Consider the following 21,844-nt stretch of genomic DNA (forward strand, 5'->3'; position numbering starts at 1 on the left):
GCCTGGGGAAACCCACTCGAAGGTCGCAGAAGTGGAGCACAAATTGCGCGCATCGTCACGCCGATCAACCGCTCAGGACAGCAGGTGTTCGAGGTAGTCGCTGCCGAACAATCGTTTCGGGTCCATCGAATCCCGAACACGCAGGAAGTCGTCGAAGTGTTCGTAGGTATCGCGGAGCTCATCGCCGCCGAGGGAATGCAGTTTGCCCCAGTGCGGCCGGCCGCCGACGCTGCGGCAGATGGCTTCGACGGCGTCGAAGTATTCGCGGTGATCTCGTCGGTGGTACTGGTGCACGGCGATGTACGCCGTCGGGCGCCCATAGGCCGTGGAGAGCCAGATGTCGTCGGCTGCGGCGAATCGTACTTCGACGGGAAACGCGATGGAGATCGAAGACTGCTCGAGCCAGCGATCGACCTCGCGCAGCACCCAGCCGATCTCGGCTGCAGGAACGGCATATTCCATCTCGACGAACTTGACGGTCCGCGACGACGCGAACACCCGGTACGAGCGGTCGGTGTACTCGCGGGCCGACAGTGCCCGGGCCGAGACCGCGTTGAGCCGGGGGATCAAGGCCGGCATACGCGTCACCACGCGGTTGAGGCCCTCGAAGACCGTGTTGGACAGCAGTTCGTCGTCGAGGTACGAACGCACCTTGCCCAGCGGGCGCAGCGCAGCGTCGCCGGGCAGGCGGGTGTTGTGTTTGGTCAGCACCCGGTCGGTGTGCGGAAACCAGTAGAACTCGAAGTGGTCGACGCCTGCGACGGTCGCATCGAGCTCGGCGAGCGTTGCCCGTAGCGTCGACGGCTCCTCGACGGCCCGTAGGGCGAAGGCCGGAACGCAGTCGAGCGTGACCCGGGTGATGACGCCGAGCGCACCGAGCCCGACGCGGGCCGCGTCGAACAGATCCGTGTTCTCGTCGCGAGAGCACCGAACGAGCCGGCCGTCTGCGGTCATCAGCTCCACCGCGCACACCTGCGTGGCGATGCCGCCGAAGCGGGCTCCGGTTCCGTGAGTACCCGTGGAGATGGCACCGGCAACCGATTGTTCGTCGATGTCGCCCAGGTTGGTCATGGCAAGGCCGAGGTCCCACAGCCGCGCGGTCAGCTCGCGCAACCGGGTGCCGCCGAGCACCGTCACCTGGGCGGACCCGTCGTCGTGGCGGGCGACCGATTCGATCCCGCGCAGTGAATCCAGGCTGACCTGAACGCCGTCGGTGACCGCGATCGGGGTGAAGGAGTGTCCGGCACCCACGCATCGCACCGTTCGAGACCTGTCGACGGCACGCTGCAGAACGCTGCGCAGTTCGTCCACCGATGCGGGCTCGGCACGCTGCGCCGGATACGCATGCTGATTGCCCGCCCAGTTCTGCCACGACCACTCGATCATCCGATCACTATCGCACTCCCGAAACCCCAGGGTCATTCCGCAGGCTCCACTCCTGGGTCCGCCCCACACCGAGCTCCCCGTGGGTCAATACGAGGCACAGACCTCGGCAGCGCCCTAGTATCGGGTCATGCAATCGAGGCTGCCCGCTGATGTGCGACGCGCACAACTGGTGCAGTCTGCGATCGACGTCGCCGAGCGGGTCGGGATCGAGTCCCTGACCGTGCGTGCTCTCTCGGAACAAGCCGAGGTCACCAAGGGCATCGTGCAGTACCACTTCGAGACCAAGCAGGATCTGGTGATCGCGATGGGGGAGCACCTCATCGTCGATGTCACCGAGATTCTGCACGCCGCGTTGGACAGTGCCGTGGGCACGCGCGAACTCCCAGGCGTTCGTGGCCTGCGCGAGCTGGTGCACGGCGGTCTGAGCGCGGTGTGGTTGCTGATCGAGAAGTCGCCGGATCGGCAGTTGCTCGCCTACGAGATCAAGACCTATCTGCTGCGCCATCGCGCGCTCGGGTCCGCCACGGCCGCCGAGATCGCCAGTGGGCAGTACCGAATCCGGGACTCCGAGGCCCGGTTGTTCTTCGAGAAGTGTTCCGCCCACACCGGGACGCGATGGATCGAGCCGGTGGCGTCGATCGCGCGTTTCGGGATGGCCACCCTCGACGGGCTGGTGCTGCGGTGGTTGGTCGACGGCGACGATCTCGAGGTGCTGGCGCAGATCGACGACCTGTCGGGGCTGATTGCAAGCAAGGCCTTGGACTGCTGAGGACCGGCGTGGCAGATGCTCGCTGGGACTTCTGGGCTGCGGAGTGTTTGACTGTGTAGGCCTGGCAACGACGACGAAGGAATACGCCGCATGAGTTCGATCGCCGGTGTCGCAACCACCGACACGACACCACTGTCCCGTATCGCCGCTGCCACCGAGGGTCTCGAATCACCTTTGGCTGCAGTCGATTCCGCCGCTCTCGATGCCAATGCTGCTGCTCTGCGGGCACGGGCGGACAGAGTGCCGATCAGGATCGCGAGCAAGTCGGTTCGGTGCCGGGCGGTACTGGATCGGGTGCTCGCATCCGACGGCGTGAGCGGGGTCATGGCGTACTCGCTGCGTGAGGCGATCTGGTTGGCGCGCCACGGCGTCGAGGACATCCTCATGGGGTACCCGACGGTCGATCGCACCGCCCTCGCCGAGGTCGTGAACGATCGTGTTCTGTCGGGGCGCATCACGCTGATGGTCGACGACGTCGCACAGCTGGACATCGTGCGCGACGCGACCGCCAGCGATCTTCTCAAGCCGCGTATCTGTATCGACGTCGATGCCTCGCTGCGGATCGGTCCGCTGCACATCGGTGTCAGACGTTCGCCGCTGCGCGAACCCGAGCAGGTCGCCGCCTTCGCGCGGGTGGCGCAGGCGCGTGGGTTCCGGGTGGTCGGTCTGATGTTCTACGAGGCGCAGATCGCCGGTGTGCCCGATTCCAATGTTGCGGTGGAATGGATGAAGTCGCTGTCGTCGCGTGAGATCTCCACGCGCAGAACGGCGGTGGTCGAGGCCGTGACCGCGGCCGTCGGGCGGATCGAGATCGTCAACAGTGGCGGTACCGGGTCGATCGACTTCTCGGCGGCCGATCCGGTCGTCACCGAGGTGACCGCGGGATCGGGCTTGTTCGCGCCGACGCTCTTCGATCGGTATCGCGCATTCTCGGCCGAGCCCGCGTTGTTCTTCGCGCTACCCGCGGTGCGCAAGCCGACGCCGCAGATCGCCACGCTGTTCGGTGGTGGCTACATCGCGTCGGGTCCGGCGTCGACGTCGAGGTCCCCGCGGCCGATCGCCTGGTCGAGAAAGGCCAGGGGCGTGGTGACGTCCGGTCTGAGGCTGCTGCGCAACGAAGGTGCGGGCGAGGTGCAGACTCCGGTCAGTGGAGCGGAAGAGATCCGGATCGGTGATCGCGTCTGGTTCCGGCACGCCAAGGCGGGCGAGCTGTGCGAGCGATTCGACACCCTGCATCTGGTGCACGCCGACGGGTCCGTCGAGGCGGTCCCCACTTATCGTGGTGAGGGCATGGCGTTCGGCTGAATTCCGTTCTCGCACAGGCTCATGAAGGTGCCGAGGGTGACCAGTCCGGCCGGGGTGGACGGCAGGTATCGGGTCAGTGCCCGCGACCGGATCAGTATCGCGGCCCACTGGCCACGCGAGACGGCGACGTTGAGTCTGTTGCGGGACAACAGAAAGCCCATGCCTCGCGGAACGTCTTCGATCGCCGACGCGGCCATCGAGATCAGCACCACCGGTGCCTGTCGTCCTTGGAACTTGTCGACGGTGCCCACCGAGACCTCGTCGAGTCCGGCGGCCGCGAGTCGTTCGACGATGACGGCCACCTGCGCGTTGTAGGCCGCGACGACCAGGAAGTCGCCCTGGTCCATGGGCCGCGCACCCTCGAAGGACTGCGGGTCGCTCCACGGTCGGCCGAGCAGATTCTGCACGTGAGTGACGATCTCGTCGGCTTCCTCCACCGAGTCGGTGGAGTTGCCGTGGTGGTCGAGGTAGACGATATGCAGGCCGGGCTCGAGCGAGTCCAGTGAACGTGCCTGTGTCACAGCACTGTTGGATTCGAGCTTGCCCTCGTACGACAGTGCCGAGACCGGCGCGCACAGATCGGGATGCATCCGCCACGTCGTGGCCAGGAAGTACCCGCGGTCGGCGGGCAGCGTCGGGTGACCGCTGGTGATCCAGCCCAGCGCCGACTCGTCGACGGGTTCGGGGTGGGTGCCCTGGCTGACCTGCGGCAGCTGGGCCGGGTCGCCGAGCAGCAGCAGGTTGCGTGCGGACACCGAGACGGCGATGGTGTTGGCCAGCGAGAACTGCCCGGCCTCGTCGATGACCAGGAGATCGAGCGACTCGGGCGGGATGCGGCCGGGGTTGGAGAAGTCCCAGGCGGTACCGCCGATGACGCAGCCGTCCTCGGCGTCGGTGACGAAGCGGGCGTAGTCGGTGGGTTCGACGACGGTGTGGGCGGTCGGTGCCTTCTTGCCCACCTCGGCCGGGTCCACCCCTGCCGCCACGATGGTGTCGAGCAGATTGTTCACCACGTGATGCGATTGGCCCACCACGCCGACCTTCCAGTGATGTACATCGACCAATTCGGCGATCACCCGTGCAGCGGTGTACGTCTTCCCGGTCCCGGGCGGACCCTGCACGGCAACGTAGGAGTGATCCAGATCGAGCAGCGCCGCCGTGACGGCCGTCGCGTAGTCACCGGCGTGCACCTCGGGAAGGCCGGTGCCGGAACGGGTTCGGGGCGGCGACAGCGTCAGCAGATCGGCGACGGCCGCGCGTGGAAGGTCCGGCAGTGCGGCGTGGACCTCGGCGGCGACGGCAACGATCGCCTGCTCCAGATACTTGGTCGCCGGGGGCGGTTCGGGTGCGGTGGCGACGGGGAAGTCGGGGTACTCGTCCACTCCCTTGCGTAGGTTCTCCTGCACCACCACCATGTCGAGGGTGCCCTCGTAGCCCGCCTCCACGATCTCGACCGTCGTGGTCGCGCGATGGGTCGGCTGCTGTTTCGGTAGTCCTTCCGGGGCCGGGTCGTCGTAGAGCAGCTTGACCTTCGAGCTCGACAGGACGCCGCTGCTCAGGTGTCCCAACAGCTTGATCTGTCGTCGCATGACCCGTTGCTTCGGTGCAGTTTTCATCCAGTCGTGCACCAGCTCGGCGCGCTCGACCTTCAGCACGTCGGCCGCGTCGGCCCACTCGTCGAGCGGGTGGGTCAGCCGATCGAAGTGAGCCCACCAGAACGGCTTTCGTTCACGTCGGTGATACCCGATGGAACCGGAGAACAATGCGACGGCCTGCTGCGTCGAGGTGCGCTCCCACGGCAGACCGGCGTAGTCGGCGAGTTCGAGCTCGAGCGGGCTCGCGGTGTCGGGTGCACCGTCTTCGAGCTCGAGATGCTGCGTTGCCCGTGGGTGCACACCGGCATCCGACGCGCGCGCGAGCAACCAATCCCGCAGTCGCAGCGTCGATTCGCAGTCGGTGCGGTTGTACTCGGCGATATCGGCGAGCAGAGCAGCGGCCTCGGCGTCCTTCCCCTGGTCTCGTAGATCGCACCAGTTCGCGTATTCGACGATCGACGCGGCCGCGTCGGTGACGTCTCCGTCGCGGGCCGCGGGCATGTACAGGGGTTCGAGCTTCTTGATGCTGTAGGACCTGGCACCGATGCGCACCGCAGATCGCACGATCGGATAGAGGTCGACCAGAACGTTGTCCCGCAGTAGGTCGTCGACCGCGTCCTCACCTACTCCGTAGCGACCGGCGAGGCGCAGTAGCGCGGTCTTCTCGTACGGCGCGTAGTGGTAGACGTGCATGTTCGGGTACGCGGCACGGCGCGCGGAGACGTAGTCGAGAAAGTCGATCAGGGCGCGGCGTTCCTGTGCGCGATCGTGCGCCCAGAACGGGAGGAAGTCGCCGTCGGCGGTGTAGACGCCGAACAGGTACTCGAGACCCCATTCGGCACTGCCGGCCTCGGCCCACAACGGGTCGCCCTCGAAGTCGAAGAAGATGTCGCCCGGATCGGGCTCGGGGATCACGCCGAGTGCATCGGCGTCGAAGATCTCGAACTCGGCGTCGCCGCTGTGTTCCTGGCGAACCTGCAGCGCGGCCTGAGCTCGCAGATTCGTGACCGTGCGAGACGACATGCCGTCCACGTTCGCGGTCGATGCAGCGAGTTCGTCGACCGTCGAGATGCCGGCGTCGAGCAGTCTGTCCCTGGTACTCGCGCGCATGCCGGCGACGAGTACCAGGTCGCGGTGCTGTTCCACCTCGACCGTGCATGCCTCGCATTGCCCGCAGCCGGAGTAGCGCGAATCGAACCAGTCGACGACGGTGCCCTCGGCGTGGTGTTCGTCGAGTATGTGTTGCAGGTGTTCCCGGGACTGCCGGTAGACCGGAAGGATCTCGGTGAGCGAGTGCGCGGAGTCGCTGCCGTCGCCGAGCATCAGGTGTACCTCGTCGCTCGGGACGATCCCGCCGGATCGGAGCGCGTCCGCGTAGGCCGCCAGCTGCAGCAGGGCCGACACCTTCGCGTGCCGCGACAGTTTGGTGTCGTACACGGCGTACCGATCGCCCTCGGCCACCAGAAAGTCGCAGAATCCGAGAAATCGGCCGTCGAAGAAGGTGGCCTGATACACCACGGGTGTCCGGGAGGTGAGGGCGGTGAACGTCGCCCAGGCCGCGTCGGCCAATTCCTGTGCGGTGCGTCCCGGTCGGTCCATCGTCAGGACACCGCCGGGAAACCGCTGCTGGAATGTCTCGAGCTGGCGGCGTTCGTGCTCGAATCCGAGTGCAGAGGTGCGGTCCAGCATCGGATCCGGCGCGGCGGTTGCGCGCGGGATCAGACCGGTGAGGCCGTCGAGTCGGCGCAGCAGTCCGAATTCGCACGACGCTGCCGAGGCGAGGTCGCTGGCGCTGTAGATGACGCGATCGCCGATGAGGAACACGCGCCCACCCTAGTCACCACCACGCGCGGTACCGGTCACGTTGCGCGCGGATGCCGCCGCGAGGAGGCAAAATGATCGAATGCCTTTTTTCGACGGAGCCACCGGTGCTGTCCATTACCGAAACTGGACTGTTCCCGATGCTCGTTTCGGTCTCGTTTTTCTGCACGGTCTCGGCCAGAACAGCGGCCACTATCACCGTTTCGCCCGGGTCCTCAACGGACGCGGAGTCGACGTGTGGGCGGTCGATCACGTGGGCCACGGCCTCACCGAGGGTGAGTTGACGGATGCCGCTCAGATCCCCGCACTCGCTCGGAACGCGCTGCAGTTGCTGGACATGGCCGAGGCCGAGCACCCGGAACTGTCGTTCGCTCTGATGGGTCATTCGTTGGGTGCGGCGACGGCCATCGCTGCCCTCGGCGCGCATCCGGAGGCAGTGCGGTGCGCCGTGCTGTGCGGAACGCCCAAGTCGGTGACCGGCTCGGTCATCGACCTCGCAGACAATGTGATTCCGCTTCTGGCCGTGCACGGCGTGGACGATCGTCTGGCTCCGATCGATGCGGTGCGCGAGTGGATCGGCGGTGTTCCCGACGCGTCCCTGCGTGAGTTCGAGGACGGTGGTCACGACCTGCTGCACGAGAAGATCCACCTGCAGGTGACGTCGGTGGTGGCGGAGTTCCTCGACGACCACATGTCCTGACAACGAAGAAAAGAAGGGCCCGGCGCGAACATCGCGCCGGGCCCTTCTCGTGTGGTCGATCTACGTGTAGATGGCTTCGATGTCGCTGCCGCGCTCGGCGTGAATGATGTTGCGCTTGAGCTTCATCGTCGGGGTGAGCTCACCGGTTTCGACGGTGAAGTCGTTCTCGAGGATCGTGTACTTCTTGATCTGCTCGGGGTTGGAGACCTTCTTGTTGGCCTCGGCGACGGCCTTGTCGATCTCGGCGACGAGGTCGGCGTTCTTGGACAGTTCGGAGAACGGAATGTCCGCGGACAGATCGTGCCGTTGGAGCCAGCCCGGCATGGCCTCGGGGTCGAGGGTGATCAGCGCACCGATGAACGGCTTGGCGTCGCCGACGACGAGGCACTGGCTGATGATCGCGTTCGCGCGGAGGGCGTCCTCGAGCACTGCGGGGGCGACGTTCTTGCCGCCCGCGGTCACGATGATCTCCTTCTTGCGGCCGGTGATCGAGACGTAGCCTTCCTGGTCGATCGCGCCGAGGTCGCCGGTGTGGAACCAGCCGTCGACGATGGCCTCGGCCGTGGCCTTCTCGTTGTGCCAGTAGCCGCTGAACACGACCGGTCCCTTGAGCAGCAGTTCACCGTCTTCGGCGACCTTGACCGAGTGGCCGTCGATGGGCTTGCCGACGGTGCCGACGCGCTGTTCCTTGGTGGTGTTGACGGTGATGGCCGCGCTGGTCTCGGTCAGTCCGTAGCCCTCGTAGACCGGGACGCCTGCACCGCGGAAGAAGTGGCCGAGGCGGGCACCGAGAGGTCCGCCGCCGGACACCGCGCGGGTGCAGTTGCCGCCGAGTGCTGCGCGCAGCTTGGAGTACACGAGCTTGTCGAACACTGTGTGCTTGAGGTTCAGAACCAGCCCGGCTCCGCCCTTCTCCTGGGCCTCGCTCCACTCGATGGCCGTCGCGGCGGCCTTGTCGAAGATCGAACCCTTGCCGCCGTCGTGCGCCTTCTGCTTGGCGGAGTTGTAGACCTTCTCGAACACGCGCGGCACCGACAGGATGAAGTCCGGCTTGAACACGGCGAACTGATCCACCAGAGTCGTCACGTCCGAGGTGTGTCCGACGGTGACCTTGGACTCGAACGAGCCGAAGGACACGGCACGGGCGAACACGTGCGCCATCGGGAGGAACATCAGTGTGCGGTTGCCCTCCTTCATCGAGTCGTGCAGCGCGATCTGGGTGGCCTGAACCTCGGCGTAGAAGTTGGCGTGGGTGAGCTGAACGCCCTTGGGGCGGCCGGTGGTGCCCGAGGTGTAGATCAGGGTCGCGGGCGATGCGGCGCTGACCTGATGGCGTCGCGCATGCAGATCCTCGTCGCTGACTCCGGCACCGCGGGTGGTCAGTTCGTCGATGGCTCCGGCGTCTATCTGCAGAACCTCACGCAGATCCTTGGCACCTTCGGTGACCTCTTTGAGGTTCGAGGCGTGCGCTGCGGTCTCGACGACGAGCAGCTTGGTGGCGGAGTCCTCGAGAATCCACTGCGCCTGGTCGGCGGAGGACGTCTCGTAGATCGCGACGGTGCATCCGCCTGCGGACCAGATGGCGTAGTCGAGGACGACCCACTCGTAGCGCGTCGCGCTGAGGATGGCGACGCGGTCGCCGAGTTCGATCCCGGAGGCGATCAGTCCCTTGGCAGCTGCCGCGACCTCGGCCGCGAACCGAGCTGCGGTGACGTCGGTCCAGTTGCCATTCACCAGACGTTGGAACGGTACGAAATTCGGCGATTCCTTCTCGTACCTGTAGACGGTGTCGGCCATGGATGCGTCGTCAGGAATGGTGAACGACGCCGGCACAGAATATTCGCGCACTGCTGGACCCCTTACGGAAAAATAGCGTGGTAGTTGTGCATTTCATCACATTCGGGGCCGTGGCGCACCATCCGGGGTGTCCGGTTTGTCGACTTTGCCGCGAGTCCGAGGGGGTTGAGTGTGACTCGGAGTACAACTTAACCGCCTGCGCGTGCGCTCGGGTGTCGGGTCGCCGGTGTGAGGCCGCTCGCACCGCACGCCGCCGCGGCCGTTTTCGTCACCTGATCAGCGTAGAAGGGTTCGCGGGGGCCGAGCAGGTACTAAACTCGTGCGACATATGAGCACTTCAGAAACTGATCAGGATGCCGCCGTGACGTCTGACGAGACGAGTTCGCCCCTTTCGGAGTCCGCTTCCGTCCCAGCCGGCGACGACATCACCTTTGCCGATCTCGGAATCGACGAGCGGGTCCTGAAGGCCCTCCGCGATGTCGGCTACGAAAGCCCGTCGCCCATCCAGGCGGCCACCATCCCGCCGCTGATGGCAGGCAACGACGTCGTCGGCCTCGCGCAGACCGGTACCGGCAAGACCGCCGCGTTCGCGGTGCCGATTCTGTCCCGTCTCGACGTCTCGCGTCGGACGCCGCAGGCATTGGTGCTGGCCCCGACGCGCGAGCTCGCGCTGCAGGTCGCCGAGGCGTTCGGTAAGTACGCCACCCACATCCCCGGTCTGCATATTCTGCCGATCTACGGCGGTCAGGCGTACGGCATCCAGCTCTCGGGTCTGCGTAAGGGCGCGCAGATCATCGTCGGCACTCCCGGTCGAGTCATCGACCATCTCGAGAAGGGCACGCTCGACCTGTCCGGGCTCGAGTACCTCGTGCTCGACGAGGCCGACGAGATGCTCAAGATGGGCTTCCAGGAAGACGTCGAGCGCATTCTCTCCGATACCCCGGAGTACAAGCAGGTGGCGTTGTTCTCGGCCACGATGCCTGCCGCGATCCGCAAGATCTCCAAGCAGTACCTGCACGACCCGGTGGAGATCACCGTCAAGACCAAGACCTCGACGGCACCGAACATCACCCAGCGGTACGTCCAGGTGGCCCATCAGCGCAAGCTCGAGGCACTGACTCGAATCTTCGAGGTCGAAGAGTTCGAGGCCATGATCATGTTCGTGCGCACCAAGCAGGCCACCGAGGAACTCGCCGAAAAGCTGCGCGCACGGGGCTTCTCGGCCGCTGCGATCAACGGCGACATCGTGCAGGCCCAGCGTGAGCGCACCATCGGGCAGCTCAAGAACGGCCAGATCGACATCCTGGTGGCCACCGACGTCGCGGCCCGCGGTCTCGACGTCGACCGCATCTCGCATGTCATCAACTACGACATCCCGCACGACACCGAGTCCTACGTGCACCGCATCGGTCGTACCGGTCGCGCCGGTCGCGCCGGTCAGGCTCTGCTGTTCGTCGCACCGCGCGAGCGGCACCTGCTCAAGGCCATCGAACGTGCGACGCGTCAGCCGATCACCGAGATGCAGCTCCCGAGCGTCGACGACGTCAACGCGCAGCGCGTGACGAAGTTCAAGGACTCCATCACCGAGAGCCTGGGCAACGAGAATCTGGCGCTGTTCCGTCGTCTCATCGAGGACTACGAGCGTGAGCACGACGTGCCCTTGGTCGACATCGCAGCCGCTCTGGCCATCCAGTCCCGCGACGGCGAAGCGTTCTTGCTCAAGCCCGAGCCGCCGGCCCCGCCGCGGGCACCGCGCGAGCCTCGCGAACCGAGACCACCGCGCACGTTCGACGAGGACGCGGCCAGTTCGCACCACCGCAAGACGGGCCAGGAGATGGCGACTTACCGCATCAGCGTCGGCAAGCGGCATCACGTCGCTCCGGGTGCCATTGTCGGTGCCATCGCCAACGAGGGCGGTCTGCGTCGAAGCGACTTCGGGCACATCAGCATTCGTCCCGATCACTCGTTGGTGGAGTTGCCTGCCGACCTCGCCGACGAGACGGTCGAGGCGTTGCGCCGCACCCGCATCAGTGGCGTGTTGATTCAACTGCAACCCGATTCCGGCCCTCCCGGACGCAGCGGCGGTCCACGCGGCGGCGGAAAGTTCAAGGGAAAGCGCTGACGCACGTGCGCGGCAATTCGTAGTCCACTACGAGTCTCCGCGCACGACCTCGGGGTCGAGCGTTTGACGGTCGAGGCCGCGGGTATCCACCCGCCCATGACCCACGTCACTCTCCGTGTCAACGGCACCGATCGCGAGTTCGACTGCGACACGCGAACCACCCTGCTCGACGCCCTTCGGGAAAACCTCGACCTGATCGGTGCCAAGAAGGGGTGTGACCACGGGCAGTGCGGAGCGTGCACGGTGTTGGTCGAGGGGCGGCGTATCAACAGCTGCCTGACGTTCGCGGTTGCGCAACAGGATCGCGACATCACCACGGTCGAGGGACTGTCCGACGGCGACACGCTGCATCCCGTGCAGCAGGCCTTCGTCGACCGTGACGCGTTCCAGTGCGGGTACTGCACTTCCGGGCAGATCTGTTCGGCGGTGGCGGTGATCGAAGAGGCCAAGCAGGGTTGGCCGAGCGCGGTCACCGAGGACATCGAGGCCGCCGATGTCGAACTCGATTCCGACGAAGTACGAGAACGGATGAGCGGCAACCTCTGTCGTTGTGGTGCCTACTGCAATATCGTCTCGGCAGTACGGGACGCATCGTGAAGACCTTCGAGTACGACGCAGCCACCGCAGTCGACGACGCCGTGGCCCGCCTCGCCGAGAACGAGAACGCGATGCTGCTCGGCGGGGGAACCAACCTCGTCGACCTGATGAAGCTCGGTGTCGTGGGCCCGACGACGCTGATCGACGTGACGCGTCTTCCGCTGCACGACATCGACGTGTCGGACGACGGCTCGCTTCGTGTCGGTTCCGGCGTGACCAACAGCGATCTCGCGGTGCACCCGGTGGTGCGTCAGCGTTATCCGGTGCTCTCGCGGGCGGTGCTCTCCGGAGCCTCGGGCCAGTTACGCAACATGGCCACCACCGGCGGAAACCTGTTCCAGCGCACCCGGTGCGTCTACTTCATGGATTCATCGAAGCCGTGCAACAAACGCGAACCCGGTTCGGGCTGCCCGGCCCGGACGGGTGAGCACAGGAATCTCGCGATCCTCGGGGCTTCGGAGGCGTGCGTGGCGACGCATCCGTCGGACATGGCGGTTGCGCTGTCGGCTCTCGATGCGCGTGTCGTCGTGCGCGGAGTCGACGGTGAGCGTGTCGTGCCGATCGACGACTTCTACCGACTTCCCGGCGACGATCCGGAACGTGACAACACGGTCGCGCGGGACGAAATCGTCACGGCCGTGGAAATACCGGAATTGGCGGACGGCACCGTCTCCACGTACCGCAAGGTGCGGGATCGGCAGTCCTACGCGTTTGCGGTCGCATCCGTGGCCGCCGTACTCGATGTCGAGGACGGGATCGTGCGTGGGGTGTCGATCGCGCTGGGCGGTGTGGCGCACAAGCCGTGGCGGGCTCGCACGGCCGAGCACGCGCTGCTCGGCGCGGCCGCCGACGAGGCGTCGTTCCGGCGGGCGATCGCATTGGAACTCGACGCGGCAGAGCCGTTGCGCGACAACGCGTTCAAGATTCCGCTGGTGACCAACCTCGTCGCCCGCACCCTGGTGGAACTCACAGATTCGGGGGATCGGTCATGACCGCATCGATCGGGCAACCGATTCAGCGCACCGAATCGATAGCGAAGGTGACCGGCCGGGCTCGGTACGCCGCCGAGCAGCCGCCGGCCGTCGGGCAGTTGTATGCCTGGTACGTGCCCGCGACAGTCCCTGCAGGCACGGTCGAGCACGTCGAACTCGCTACCGACCCCGCGGTGCACGCCGTCCTGTGGCACGGCAACGCCGAGAAGCTCGGCGAGGTCGAGGACGCCGAATTGCATGTGCTGCAGTCGAACACCGTCGCGTACCGCGGCCAGATCGTTGCCGTCGTCGTGGCCGAGACCCTGCAGGCCGCGCGGGCCGCCGCTGCCCAGGTGCAGGTGCAGTACGCCGACGTCCGCTCTCCCGACAACACATTGACGGCGGAGCACAGCACGCTCTACGCGCCCGAGTCCGTCAATGCGGGGTTCCCCACCGACGTGACCGTCGGCGATCCCGACGCTGCGCTGGCATCGGCCGAGCACCTCGTCGACAATTGGTACTCCACCGCGCCGATGCACAACAGTCCGATGGAGCCGCATGCCACCACGGCGCAGTGGTCCGACGGCGTTCTGACGCTGTGGGATTCGACGCAGGCACCGTCCGGTGTTCAGGGCGACCTCGCCACGGCGTTCGACCTCGAGCCCGAGAACGTTCGCGTGATCGCGGAGAACGTCGGCGGCGGATTCGGAGCCAAGGGCAGTACTCGGCCCAATGCGATCCTCGCGGCGATGGCTGCACGGGCCACCGGCAGGACAGTGAAGCTGGTCCTGCCGAGGCAGGCCCTGTTCGATGTCGTCGGCTATCGCACCCCGACGCTCAATCACGTTCGTCTGGGCGCTGATTCGACCGGAACTCTGCAGGCGATCGCACACGATTCGTTCCAGCAGACCAGCACGATCTTCGAGTTCTGTGAGCAGACCTCGGAATCGACTCGGCACATCTACGCGGCTCCGAACCGTCGCACCACCCACCGGCTCGCACAGCTGGACGTCGGAACCCCGCGGTGGATGCGGGCACCCGGCGAAGCGCCGGGCATGTTCGCCGTCGAGACGGCCATCGACGAATTGGCCGTGGCCACCGGTATCGATCCGATCGATCTGCGGATTCGCAACGAGCCGGACGTCGATCCGGCCAGTGGTAACCCGTTCAGCTCACGCAGCGTGGTGCAATGCCTCCGCGAGGGAGCCGAGAAGTTCGGCTGGGACCGCCGCAATTCCGCGCCCGGTCAGCGTCGAGAAGGCAACACTCTGGTCGGCATGGGGGTCGCGACGGCCAGCTACCCGGTGCTGATCTCACCGAGTACCGCGTCGGCGCGCGTGGAGCAGGACGGCACGATCACGGTCTCCGTCGCCGCGTCGGACATCGGAACCGGCGCGCGCACCGTGCTGCGCCAGATCGCGGCCGATGCGCTCGGGGTGGACGCGGACACCGTCACCCTCGAACTCGGCGACAGCGCACTGCCGAAAGCGCCTGGAGCAGGCGGCTCCTCGGGCACCTCGTCGTGGGGCTGGGCCGTCACCAAGGCATGCCACGCGCTGAAGGCTCAGGGTTCGTACGAGCCGGGGAACTCGGCCGAGGCCGACACCACCGACGACGTCGAGGGTCAGAAGGAGCTGGCGCGCATGGCTTTCGGTGCCCAGTTCGCCGAGGTGGCGGTCGACATCGACACCGGTGAAGTGCGGGTACGAAGGATGCTCGGCGTCTTCGGTATCGGCGCGGTGATGAATCCGCGGCTGGCCAGGTCTCAGCTCATCGGCGGCATGACGTTCGGACTCGGCATGGCGCTGATGGAGAACGGCATCACCGATCGCGAGTTCGGTGGATTCGCCAATCATGATTTCGCGGAGTACCACATCCCGGCGTGTGCGGACGTCACCGATCTCGAGGCCGTATGGGTCGAGGAAGTCGACACAGAACTGGTGCCCATGGGCGGCAAGGGAATCGGTGAGATCGGTGCAGTCGGATCCTCGGCGGCCATCGGCAATGCCGTCTACAACGCCACCGGCGTCCGAGTCCGTGACCTCCCGATCACCCTGGACAAGGTGCTACCGCACCTCTAGAACGGGCGCAGCCCCTCTACGCCAGTATCCGCTGCAGGAATTGACGGGTCCGGGGCTCGGTCGGGTTCACCAGCACCTGTTCCGGTGTGCCTCGTTCCAGGACGACGCCGTTCTCGATGAACAGCACCTGATCGGCGACCTGCTGGGCGAAGCGGATTTCGTGGGTGACGATCACCATCGTCCAGCCCTGTGCGGCAAGGCCTTTGATGACGGCAAGAACTTCGCCGACGAGCTCGGGATCGAGTGCCGAGGTGGGCTCGTCGAACAGCATCAACTTGGGGCGAAGTGCGAGAGCTCTCGCAATTCCGACGCGTTGTTGCTGGCCGCCGGAAAGCTGGAACGGGTACTGGTCGGACTTGGCGTCGAGTCCGATCTGATCGAGGATTGCGTGCGCGTCCCGAATGGCGTCGTCCTTGGCGCGCTTCTGCACGATCACCGGTCCCTCGATGATGTTCTGCAGCACCGTCTTGTGCGGAAACAGGTTGTGGCTCTGGAACACCATGCCGCTCTGGGCGCGGAAATGTCGGAGCTGCGCCGCGCTGACGGAGTCTGCGAAATCCACCGATACGTCCCCGATACGGATGATGCCTGCGTCGGCCTGATCGAGTGCGTTCAGTGTGCGCAGCACCGTGGTCTTACCGGATCCGGACGGTCCGATGATGACGGTGACGGTGCCGGAGGGCACGGTGAACGAGATGTCCTTCAACACTTCGAGTGGTCCGAACGATTTCTTCAGTGCGGATACTTCCAGCAGGTCTGTCATTTGGCCACGTACCTGTCGAGTCGGACTTCGAGTTTGCCTTGGAAGAACGAGAGAACGATGCAGATCACCCAGTAGTAGAGCGCTGCAACTGTGTAGAGGGTGAAGAAGTCGAATGTCGGGGCCGCCGCGAGTTGCGCGACGCGCAGCAGCTCGGTCACCAGGATGGTCGACGCGAGCGAGGTGTCCTTGACCAACGAGATCAGCGTGTTCGACAACGGTGGTACCGCGGTGCGCAGTGCCTGTGGAAGCACGATGCGCTGCAACGTCGTTCGGTATCCCATCCCGATGGTCTGCGCGGCCTCCCACTGGCCCTTGGGAACGCTCAGGATCGCGGCACGGATCACCTCGGCCGCGTAGCCACCGACATTCAGCGAGAACGCGACCACCGCGGCCGGGAACGGCGAGATCACGATGCCGAATTGCGGGAGCCCGTAGAAGATGATGAACAGCTGCAGCAGCAGGGGAGTACCGCGGATGATCGAGACGTAGAACCGGGCGACCGCAGCGAGCGGCGTGATCGACGAGATGCGAGCGAGCGCAACCGCGAGAGCGATCACGAGTCCGATCACGAAGCTGATGGCGGTCAGCGGAATCGTCATGGTCACCGTGGCTTTGAGCATCGGCCACAGGTTGTCGAGAACCAGCTGTGTCTTCGAGGGCGCAGTCGAACCCTCGTCGTCGCTCACCGGGACCACGGTGTCGGCCGTCGGTGCGGCGACGTCGCTGCCGAAGTACTTGTTCGAGATCTCGGCGATGGTGCCGTTCTCGCGGAGTGTGTCGATGGCGGCGTCGACCTCGTCCATCAGCCCACTGTCCTTGCGAGCCACGAAGGATTGCAGGGTCGTGTCTCCGGTCTCGCCTGCGATCTTGACTCCGGTGTCGCCGGTCTGCTGCAGGTACTCGGCGATCGCGAGGGAGTCGTTGACGGTGGCGTCGACGCGGCCGTCCTTGACGAGCGTGACGGCCTGGACGAATCCCTCGACGGCTTCGACGTTCGCGCCCGCGTCCGCCGCGACCTCTGCCCAGTTGCTCGTCGAGGATTGGGCGGTGGTCTTGCCGGCCAGGTCGGCGAGAGAGGTGATGGTGGACTCGTCTGCGGCGGTGAGGATCTGGCCTTCCGACACCGTGTAGGGCGTCGACAGGTCGTAGGCCGACTGGCGCGCAGGGGTGATCGAGACCTGGTTGGCGATGAGGTCGAAGCGTTGGGATTGCAGTCCGGCGAAGATCGAATCGAACGGGGTCTGCACGAAGTCGACGCGTACGCCCAACTCGGCACCGACGGCGTTGATGACGTCGATGTCGTAACCGGTGAGTTGTCCGTCGCCGCCCTGATAGCTGAACGGGCTGTAGGTGCCCTCGGTGCCGACGACCAGTACGCCCTCGTCCTTCACCCGGTCCAGCAGCGACTGTGAGGACGAACTGCAGCCGGACAGCCCCAGGATGCCGATAAGGATCGCGACCAGAGCAAGAATCGATCTGCGCACCATCTGCGCCCGCTTTCGCCGTATGTACGAGTGGAGAAAAACCTACCCGTCGATCTCCAGTTCCGCTGACACCACGACGGTGTTGTTCATCGGCAGGGCTGCCACCCCGAGTGCGGTGCGGGCATGGGCACCGATCTCCGGACCGAAGATTGCGAGCACGAGATCCGAGAAGCCGTTGACGACCGTGGTGGTCTGAGTGAAGCCGTGGTCGGCGTTGACCGATCCGGTGACGGTCAGCCACGCGCTGATTCGATCGAGATCTCCGACGGCACGGGCGACGCTACCGAGGAGCGCCAGTGCGGTGTCGCGGGCGGCGTCGGTTGCGGCGTCGAGATTCACCTGTGACGGCACAGCGCCGAACGGGCCGGCCAGAGTTCCGTCCGGTGCCAACGGAGAATGCCCGGACGCGAAGACCCGGTTGCCGCGCACGCGCACCCATTCGAACGAGAACTCGAAACCGGGCGGGGCGGTCGGTTCACCGGGCAAGGTGAAGCCCAGTTCGGTGATGCGACGTTCGATCTCCATGGAGGAAAACTCTGTCAGACCGGGATGCCGTTGATGGTGCGAACGGTCCAGCGAGAACCGTCGTGTTCGAGGGTGGAGACGCCCGCGTTGAGGATGCGCGGCGAGTGCCGCCGCCGAATCGCGTCGAAGATCGCCCGGATGACGCCGCCGTGCGCCACGGCGATCACCGCGGAGTCCGGGTAACGCGCGGCGATGTCGTCGACGGCGCGCACGCCTCGGACGATCAGATTCGAGCGGGGCTCCAAGCCGGGGTACATGCCGTTCGGCCAGTGCGAATACGCATCCCAGTCGGTGAATCCTTCGGCCTCGCCGAAGTGTCGTTCGGCCAGATCGGGGAACTCGGCGGTGCGCGTCAGGCCGAGGTGCGCACCGATGATGTCGGCGGTCTCGGCTGCTCGGATCAACGGTGAACTGACCAGGTGGTCCCACTGGCGGTACTCGAGTTCGTAGCCGGCCTCGCGGGCCTGAGCACGGCCGGTGTCGTTGAGAGGAATGTCCGACGAGCCCTGCAGACGCCCGTGCAGATTCCAGTTCGTTTCACCGTGCCGAACCAGTGCCAGAAGAGTCATAGTGAGCGGAGAATATCCCAGAGTTACCAGGGAGTACGGTCGATACGAAGATACGTGAACGAGCTTGGAGGATTGTCGATGAATCTTGCCCTGACAGAAGAAGAGGCCGCGTTCCGTGACGAGATGCGGACGTTCTTCACCACGAAGGTCCCCGCCGAGATTCGCGAGAAGAGCGCGACGGGTCAGGAGTTGAGCAAGGACGAGGTGGTGACGACCATGCGAATCCTCAACGAGAACGGCTTGGCGGTCCCACATTGGCCCGCCGAGTTCGGTGGCCGCGACTGGACCGCTGTGCAGCGCCACATCTGGCTCGACGAAATGCAGCTGGCGTCGGTGCCGGAGCCGCTGGCGTTCAACGCCTCGATGGTCGGCCCGGTCATCGCGACGTTCGGCTCTCAGGAGCTCAAGGAGAAGTTCCTGCCCAAGACGGCGAATCTCGACATCTGGTGGTGCCAGGGCTTCTCCGAGCCCGAGGCCGGATCGGACCTGGCGTCGTTGCGCACCACCGCCATCCGCGACGGTGACGACTACATCGTCAACGGACAGAAGACGTGGACCACGCTCGGCCAGTACGCCGACTGGATCTTCGCGCTCGTGCGCACCAACCCGGACGCGCCGAAGAAGCAGGCCGGAATTTCGTTCCTGCTCATCGATCTGAACACTCCCGGCATCGAGATGCGCCCCATCAAGCTGATCGACGGCAGTGTCGAGGTCAACGAGGTCTTCTTCGACAACGTCCGCGTTCCGGCCGAGAACCTCGTCGGCGAGGAGAACCAGGGTTGGAGCTACGCCAAGTTCCTGCTCGGTAACGAGCGCACCGGCGTCGCCCGCGCCGGACACACCAAAGTGCATCTGGGACAGGCGAAGAAGCACGCCGCGCAGACCAAGGTCGGCAGCGGCACGCTGCTCGAGGACCCACTGTTCGCGGCCAAGATGGCCGAGGTCGAGAACGAACTGCTCGCCCTCGAGCTGACTCAGCTGCGCCTGGTGTCCAGCTCGGACGACGGCAAGCCGAATCCGGCGTCGTCGATCCTCAAGCTGAGGGGATCGGAATTGCAGCAGACCACGACCGAGTTGCTGATGGACGTTGCCGGGCCGGACTCACTGCCCTACGAGGCGGGCGAGGACATCGAGAGCGAAGGCTGGGCGCAGCGCTCGGTACCGGGGTATCTCAACTTCCGCAAGGTGTCGATCTACGGCGGCTCGAACGAGGTTCAGCGCACCATCATCGCCTCGGCGATTCTCGGACTGTAAGGGAGCATCTGAAGACATGGATTTCGAACTCAACGAAGAGCAGAAGCTGCTGCGCGACACCACTCGTGAGGTGCTCACGCGGGCGTACGACACCGAGAAGCGCAACAAGATCGTTGCCGGTGAGCTGGGCTGGAGCACCGACGTCTGGAAGCAGTTGGCCGAGGTCGGCCTGCTGGGTCTGACGTTCAGCGAAGAGGACGGCGGCATGGACGCCGGTCCCGTGGAGATCATGGCAGTGATGACCGAGGTCGGACGACGGCTCGCGCCGGAGCCGATTCTCGACGCCGTGCTCGTCCCCGGAGGGTTGATCTCCGAACTCGGCAGCGCCGATCAGCGCGCGCGGCTCCTGCCGCCCGTCGCCGAGGGGTCGTCGATGTTGGCGTTCGCGCACAACGAATCCGGCAGCCGCTGGCCCAACATCGAGGTCGCGACCACCGCCACCGAGGACGGTGGATCGTGGTCGATCAACGGCGTCAAGAACCCGGTTCCGCACGGCGGTAGTGCAGACGTGATCGTGGTCAGTGCCGCGCTGCCCACCGGTGGAACAGGACTGTTCGTCGTCGACGCCGACGCGACCGGTCTCACACGCAAGTCCTACGCCACCCATGACGGTCAGCGCGCCGCGCAGATCGAATTCGTCGACGTCGCAGCCGAACCGCTCGGCACCGCCGAGAACGCAGCTGCAGCGATCACCGGTGCCGAGGTGCGTGCCCAGGCCGCGTTGTGCGCCGAGGCGATCGGTGCCATGGAGGAGGCGCTGCGGCTGACCACCGACTACCTGAAGGCGCGCAAGCAGTTCGGGGTTCCGCTGGCCAAGTTCCAGGCGCTCACCTTCCGTGCGGCGGACATGTACGTGCTGCTCGAACTCGCCCGCAGCATGAGCCTGTACGCCACGATGTCGTTGGCCGACGGCAACGTCGACCCGACGATCGCCTCGCGCGCGAAGCTGCAGATCTCACGGTCCGGTCGCAAGATCGGCCAGGAGGCGATTCAGTTGCACGGCGGAATCGGCGTCACGGCCGAATATCCGGTCGGGCACTACACCAGTCGGCTGGTGGCCATCGAGCACACCCTCGGCGGCGCCGACGAGCACCTGCGCATCCTGGCGTCGAAGGTCGCCGATCACGATCTGATCGGGATCTGACGCTCGTCAGAAGACTCCTCGGGCCCGGCCACCGTCGACAGGTGGCCGGGCCCGAGGTCGTTGTGCGAGGTGTCAGCTGCCCGAATCCGCTTCGGCGACAAGGTCGGCCACAGCAGCGGGGTTGGAAACCAGGATCGCGTGCGAACCCGGCACCTCGGTCACCTGGGCACCGGCGCGCTGCGCCATGAACCGCTCGGCCGATGCCGGGATGATCTGATCCTGCTGGGGGATCAACGCCCACGACGGCGTGTGTGCCCAGGACGGCGGACCGCTCGGCTCGAGCAGTGCTCCGGCGGCGATGGTCTTCTGATGCGCAGCCATGCGCGCGGCTTGCTCCTCGGTGACGTCAGGGGCGAAGAACGGCCGGAACAGGGCGGGTGTGATGTACGAGTCGACGTTCTTACCGATCAGGTTGGAGGAGTCGTCGACGATCGACAGGCCGATCACCGGCGGCACCAGCGCGGTCACCGGGAATCGGATGGGGTCGAGTTCCAGGGCGACGGGTTCGCCTTCGACCGGCATGAAGGCCGCGACGTAGACCAATGCTTCGACGTTGTCGGCGTGCACGTTACTGATCACCGTGCCGCCGTAGGAGTGGCCCACCAGGATCACCGGACCGTCGATACTCTCGACCACATCGGTGACCGAGGCCGCGTCGACGGCCGGTCCGCGCAGTGAGTTGTCCGCAGTCACCACGGAGTAACCGCGGCCGCGTAGGTTCTCGGCGACGCCGTCCCAGCTGGTGTTGTCCGCGAAGGCTCCGTGCACCAGCACCACGGTCGGCAGCTCCTGCGCGGCGGCGGGCGCGACGCCGATGCCGACCATCGACCCCACTGTCACTCCGGCAGTTGCGAGAAGGGTGGTCAGCTTCGGTTTCGTCATGCTCTCAACCTGTCACACGCCGGATGTTCGTGCGGTGTTCACCACGTAGATCCGACCAGCTTTTTCTCAGTGAACGCTC

At 65.7% G+C, this 21,844-nt stretch carries 17 protein-coding genes; 9 read left to right on the forward strand and 8 right to left on the reverse strand.

Annotation, left to right across the window (positions count from 1 at the left end; genetic code table 11):
* Window positions 1-72: 72 nt before the first annotated feature.
* A complete protein-coding gene (locus ABZ677_RS20980) occupies window positions 73-1,386 on the reverse strand; it encodes a D-arabinono-1,4-lactone oxidase (RefSeq protein WP_358372823.1) in 1,314 nt (437 codons plus the stop codon).
* 127 nt (window positions 1,387-1,513) lie between these two features.
* Here ABZ677_RS20980 and ABZ677_RS20985 point away from each other — a divergent pair, with 127 nt between their 5' ends.
* Together ABZ677_RS20985 and ABZ677_RS20990 are read left to right on the forward strand one after the other, a co-directional pair.
* Window positions 1,514-2,155, forward strand: coding sequence for a helix-turn-helix domain-containing protein (locus ABZ677_RS20985; protein WP_037190327.1), 642 nt, complete (start codon window positions 1,514-1,516; stop codon window positions 2,153-2,155).
* Window positions 2,156-2,245: 90 nt separating this feature from the next.
* Window positions 2,246-3,460 (forward strand): alanine racemase, encoded by a 1,215-nt coding sequence (locus ABZ677_RS20990; protein WP_358372826.1) that lies wholly within the window; start codon window positions 2,246-2,248, stop codon window positions 3,458-3,460.
* Here ABZ677_RS20990 and ABZ677_RS20995 read toward each other — a convergent pair.
* Window positions 3,430-6,879 carry a TM0106 family RecB-like putative nuclease gene (locus tag ABZ677_RS20995; protein ID WP_358372829.1) on the reverse strand — a complete coding sequence of 1,150 codons (3,450 nt, stop codon included), beginning with the start codon at window positions 6,877-6,879 and terminating at the stop codon, window positions 3,430-3,432. The genes ABZ677_RS20990 and ABZ677_RS20995 overlap by 31 nt on opposite strands.
* A 79-nt stretch (window positions 6,880-6,958) precedes the next feature.
* Between ABZ677_RS20995 and ABZ677_RS21000 the strand changes: the two genes are divergently transcribed.
* Window positions 6,959-7,576, forward strand: coding sequence for an alpha/beta fold hydrolase (locus tag ABZ677_RS21000; protein WP_358372831.1), 618 nt, complete (start codon window positions 6,959-6,961; stop codon window positions 7,574-7,576).
* 60 nt (window positions 7,577-7,636) lie between these two features.
* On the opposite strand, the gene ABZ677_RS21005 is transcribed toward ABZ677_RS21000, so the two are convergent.
* Complete coding sequence (locus ABZ677_RS21005) at window positions 7,637-9,424, reverse strand: long-chain fatty acid--CoA ligase (protein ID WP_170945939.1); 1,788 nt, start codon at window positions 9,422-9,424, stop codon at window positions 7,637-7,639.
* 277 nt (window positions 9,425-9,701) lie between these two features.
* On the opposite strand from ABZ677_RS21005, the gene ABZ677_RS21010 reads away from it, so the two are divergent.
* The 4 genes from ABZ677_RS21010 (at window position 9,702) to ABZ677_RS21025 (ending at window position 15,144) form a co-directional block, all read left to right on the forward strand.
* Complete coding sequence (locus ABZ677_RS21010) at window positions 9,702-11,495, forward strand: DEAD/DEAH box helicase (RefSeq protein WP_037190318.1); 1,794 nt, start codon at window positions 9,702-9,704, stop codon at window positions 11,493-11,495.
* Window positions 11,496-11,591: 96 nt separating this feature from the next.
* Window positions 11,592-12,092, forward strand: coding sequence for a 2Fe-2S iron-sulfur cluster-binding protein (locus ABZ677_RS21015; RefSeq protein WP_094741326.1), 501 nt, complete (start codon window positions 11,592-11,594; stop codon window positions 12,090-12,092).
* Window positions 12,089-13,084, forward strand: coding sequence for a xanthine dehydrogenase family protein subunit M (locus ABZ677_RS21020; protein WP_358372837.1), 996 nt, complete (start codon window positions 12,089-12,091; stop codon window positions 13,082-13,084). The genes ABZ677_RS21015 and ABZ677_RS21020 overlap by 4 nt, the downstream gene beginning before the upstream one ends.
* The gene (locus ABZ677_RS21025; protein ID WP_358372839.1) at window positions 13,081-15,144 is read left to right on the forward strand and encodes a xanthine dehydrogenase family protein molybdopterin-binding subunit; all 2,064 of its coding nucleotides are present in this window, start codon (window positions 13,081-13,083) and stop codon (window positions 15,142-15,144) included. Before ABZ677_RS21020 ends, ABZ677_RS21025 begins: the two co-directional genes overlap by 4 nt.
* 16 nt (window positions 15,145-15,160) lie before the next feature.
* On the opposite strand, the gene ABZ677_RS21030 is transcribed toward ABZ677_RS21025, so the two are convergent.
* From ABZ677_RS21030 to ABZ677_RS21045, 4 genes are read right to left on the reverse strand one after another with little or no spacing between them, the layout of a single operon-like run.
* Window positions 15,161-15,907 carry an amino acid ABC transporter ATP-binding protein gene (locus tag ABZ677_RS21030; protein WP_037190312.1) on the reverse strand — a complete coding sequence of 249 codons (747 nt, stop codon included), beginning with the start codon at window positions 15,905-15,907 and terminating at the stop codon, window positions 15,161-15,163.
* Window positions 15,904-17,394 (reverse strand): ABC transporter permease subunit, encoded by a 1,491-nt coding sequence (locus tag ABZ677_RS21035; protein WP_358372842.1) that lies wholly within the window; start codon window positions 17,392-17,394, stop codon window positions 15,904-15,906. The genes ABZ677_RS21030 and ABZ677_RS21035 overlap by 4 nt, the downstream gene beginning before the upstream one ends.
* A 39-nt stretch (window positions 17,395-17,433) precedes the next feature.
* The gene (locus ABZ677_RS21040) at window positions 17,434-17,916 is read right to left on the reverse strand and encodes a RidA family protein (RefSeq protein WP_037190309.1); all 483 of its coding nucleotides are present in this window, start codon (window positions 17,914-17,916) and stop codon (window positions 17,434-17,436) included.
* Window positions 17,917-17,930: 14 nt separating this feature from the next.
* A complete protein-coding gene (locus tag ABZ677_RS21045) occupies window positions 17,931-18,485 on the reverse strand; it encodes a histidine phosphatase family protein (RefSeq protein ID WP_037190307.1) in 555 nt (184 codons plus the stop codon).
* Window positions 18,486-18,563: 78 nt separating this feature from the next.
* Here ABZ677_RS21045 and ABZ677_RS21050 point away from each other — a divergent pair, with 78 nt between their 5' ends.
* Together ABZ677_RS21050 and ABZ677_RS21055 are read left to right on the forward strand one after the other, a co-directional pair.
* Window positions 18,564-19,739 carry an acyl-CoA dehydrogenase family protein gene (locus tag ABZ677_RS21050; RefSeq protein WP_358372846.1) on the forward strand — a complete coding sequence of 392 codons (1,176 nt, stop codon included), beginning with the start codon at window positions 18,564-18,566 and terminating at the stop codon, window positions 19,737-19,739.
* A 16-nt stretch (window positions 19,740-19,755) separates the two neighbouring features.
* Entirely contained in the window at window positions 19,756-20,883 is a 1,128-nt protein-coding gene (locus ABZ677_RS21055; protein WP_037190302.1) for an acyl-CoA dehydrogenase family protein, read from the forward strand.
* Between the two features lie 72 nt (window positions 20,884-20,955).
* Here ABZ677_RS21055 and ABZ677_RS21060 read toward each other — a convergent pair whose 3' ends face one another.
* The gene (locus ABZ677_RS21060; RefSeq protein WP_358372849.1) at window positions 20,956-21,765 is read right to left on the reverse strand and encodes an alpha/beta hydrolase; all 810 of its coding nucleotides are present in this window, start codon (window positions 21,763-21,765) and stop codon (window positions 20,956-20,958) included.
* Window positions 21,766-21,844 lie beyond the last annotated feature (79 nt).

The sequence above is a fragment of the Rhodococcus sp. NPDC006774 genome (assembly GCF_040636045.1).
Lineage (GTDB): Bacteria > Actinomycetota > Actinomycetes > Mycobacteriales > Mycobacteriaceae > Rhodococcoides.

Excerpts from the sequence above, each read along its gene's own strand:
- ABZ677_RS20980 (WP_358372823.1), bottom strand. The coding sequence starts at position 1,386 with ATGATCGAGTGGTCGTGGCAGAACTGGGCGGGCAATCAGCATGCGTAT.
- ABZ677_RS20985 (WP_037190327.1), top strand. The coding sequence starts at position 1,514 with ATGCAATCGAGGCTGCCCGCTGATGTGCGACGCGCACAACTGGTGCAG.
- ABZ677_RS20990 (WP_358372826.1), top strand. The coding sequence starts at position 2,246 with ATGAGTTCGATCGCCGGTGTCGCAACCACCGACACGACACCACTGTCC.
- ABZ677_RS21000 (WP_358372831.1), top strand. The coding sequence starts at position 6,959 with ATGCCTTTTTTCGACGGAGCCACCGGTGCTGTCCATTACCGAAACTGG.
- ABZ677_RS21010 (WP_037190318.1), top strand. The coding sequence starts at position 9,702 with ATGAGCACTTCAGAAACTGATCAGGATGCCGCCGTGACGTCTGACGAG.
- ABZ677_RS21015 (WP_094741326.1), top strand. The coding sequence starts at position 11,592 with ATGACCCACGTCACTCTCCGTGTCAACGGCACCGATCGCGAGTTCGAC.
- ABZ677_RS21025 (WP_358372839.1), top strand. The coding sequence starts at position 13,081 with ATGACCGCATCGATCGGGCAACCGATTCAGCGCACCGAATCGATAGCG.
- ABZ677_RS21030 (WP_037190312.1), bottom strand. The coding sequence starts at position 15,907 with ATGACAGACCTGCTGGAAGTATCCGCACTGAAGAAATCGTTCGGACCA.
- ABZ677_RS21035 (WP_358372842.1), bottom strand. The coding sequence starts at position 17,394 with ATGGTGCGCAGATCGATTCTTGCTCTGGTCGCGATCCTTATCGGCATC.
- ABZ677_RS21040 (WP_037190309.1), bottom strand. The coding sequence starts at position 17,916 with ATGGAGATCGAACGTCGCATCACCGAACTGGGCTTCACCTTGCCCGGT.
- ABZ677_RS21045 (WP_037190307.1), bottom strand. The coding sequence starts at position 18,485 with ATGACTCTTCTGGCACTGGTTCGGCACGGTGAAACGAACTGGAATCTG.
- ABZ677_RS21050 (WP_358372846.1), top strand. The coding sequence starts at position 18,564 with ATGAATCTTGCCCTGACAGAAGAAGAGGCCGCGTTCCGTGACGAGATG.
- ABZ677_RS21055 (WP_037190302.1), top strand. The coding sequence starts at position 19,756 with ATGGATTTCGAACTCAACGAAGAGCAGAAGCTGCTGCGCGACACCACT.
- ABZ677_RS21060 (WP_358372849.1), bottom strand. The coding sequence starts at position 21,765 with ATGACGAAACCGAAGCTGACCACCCTTCTCGCAACTGCCGGAGTGACA.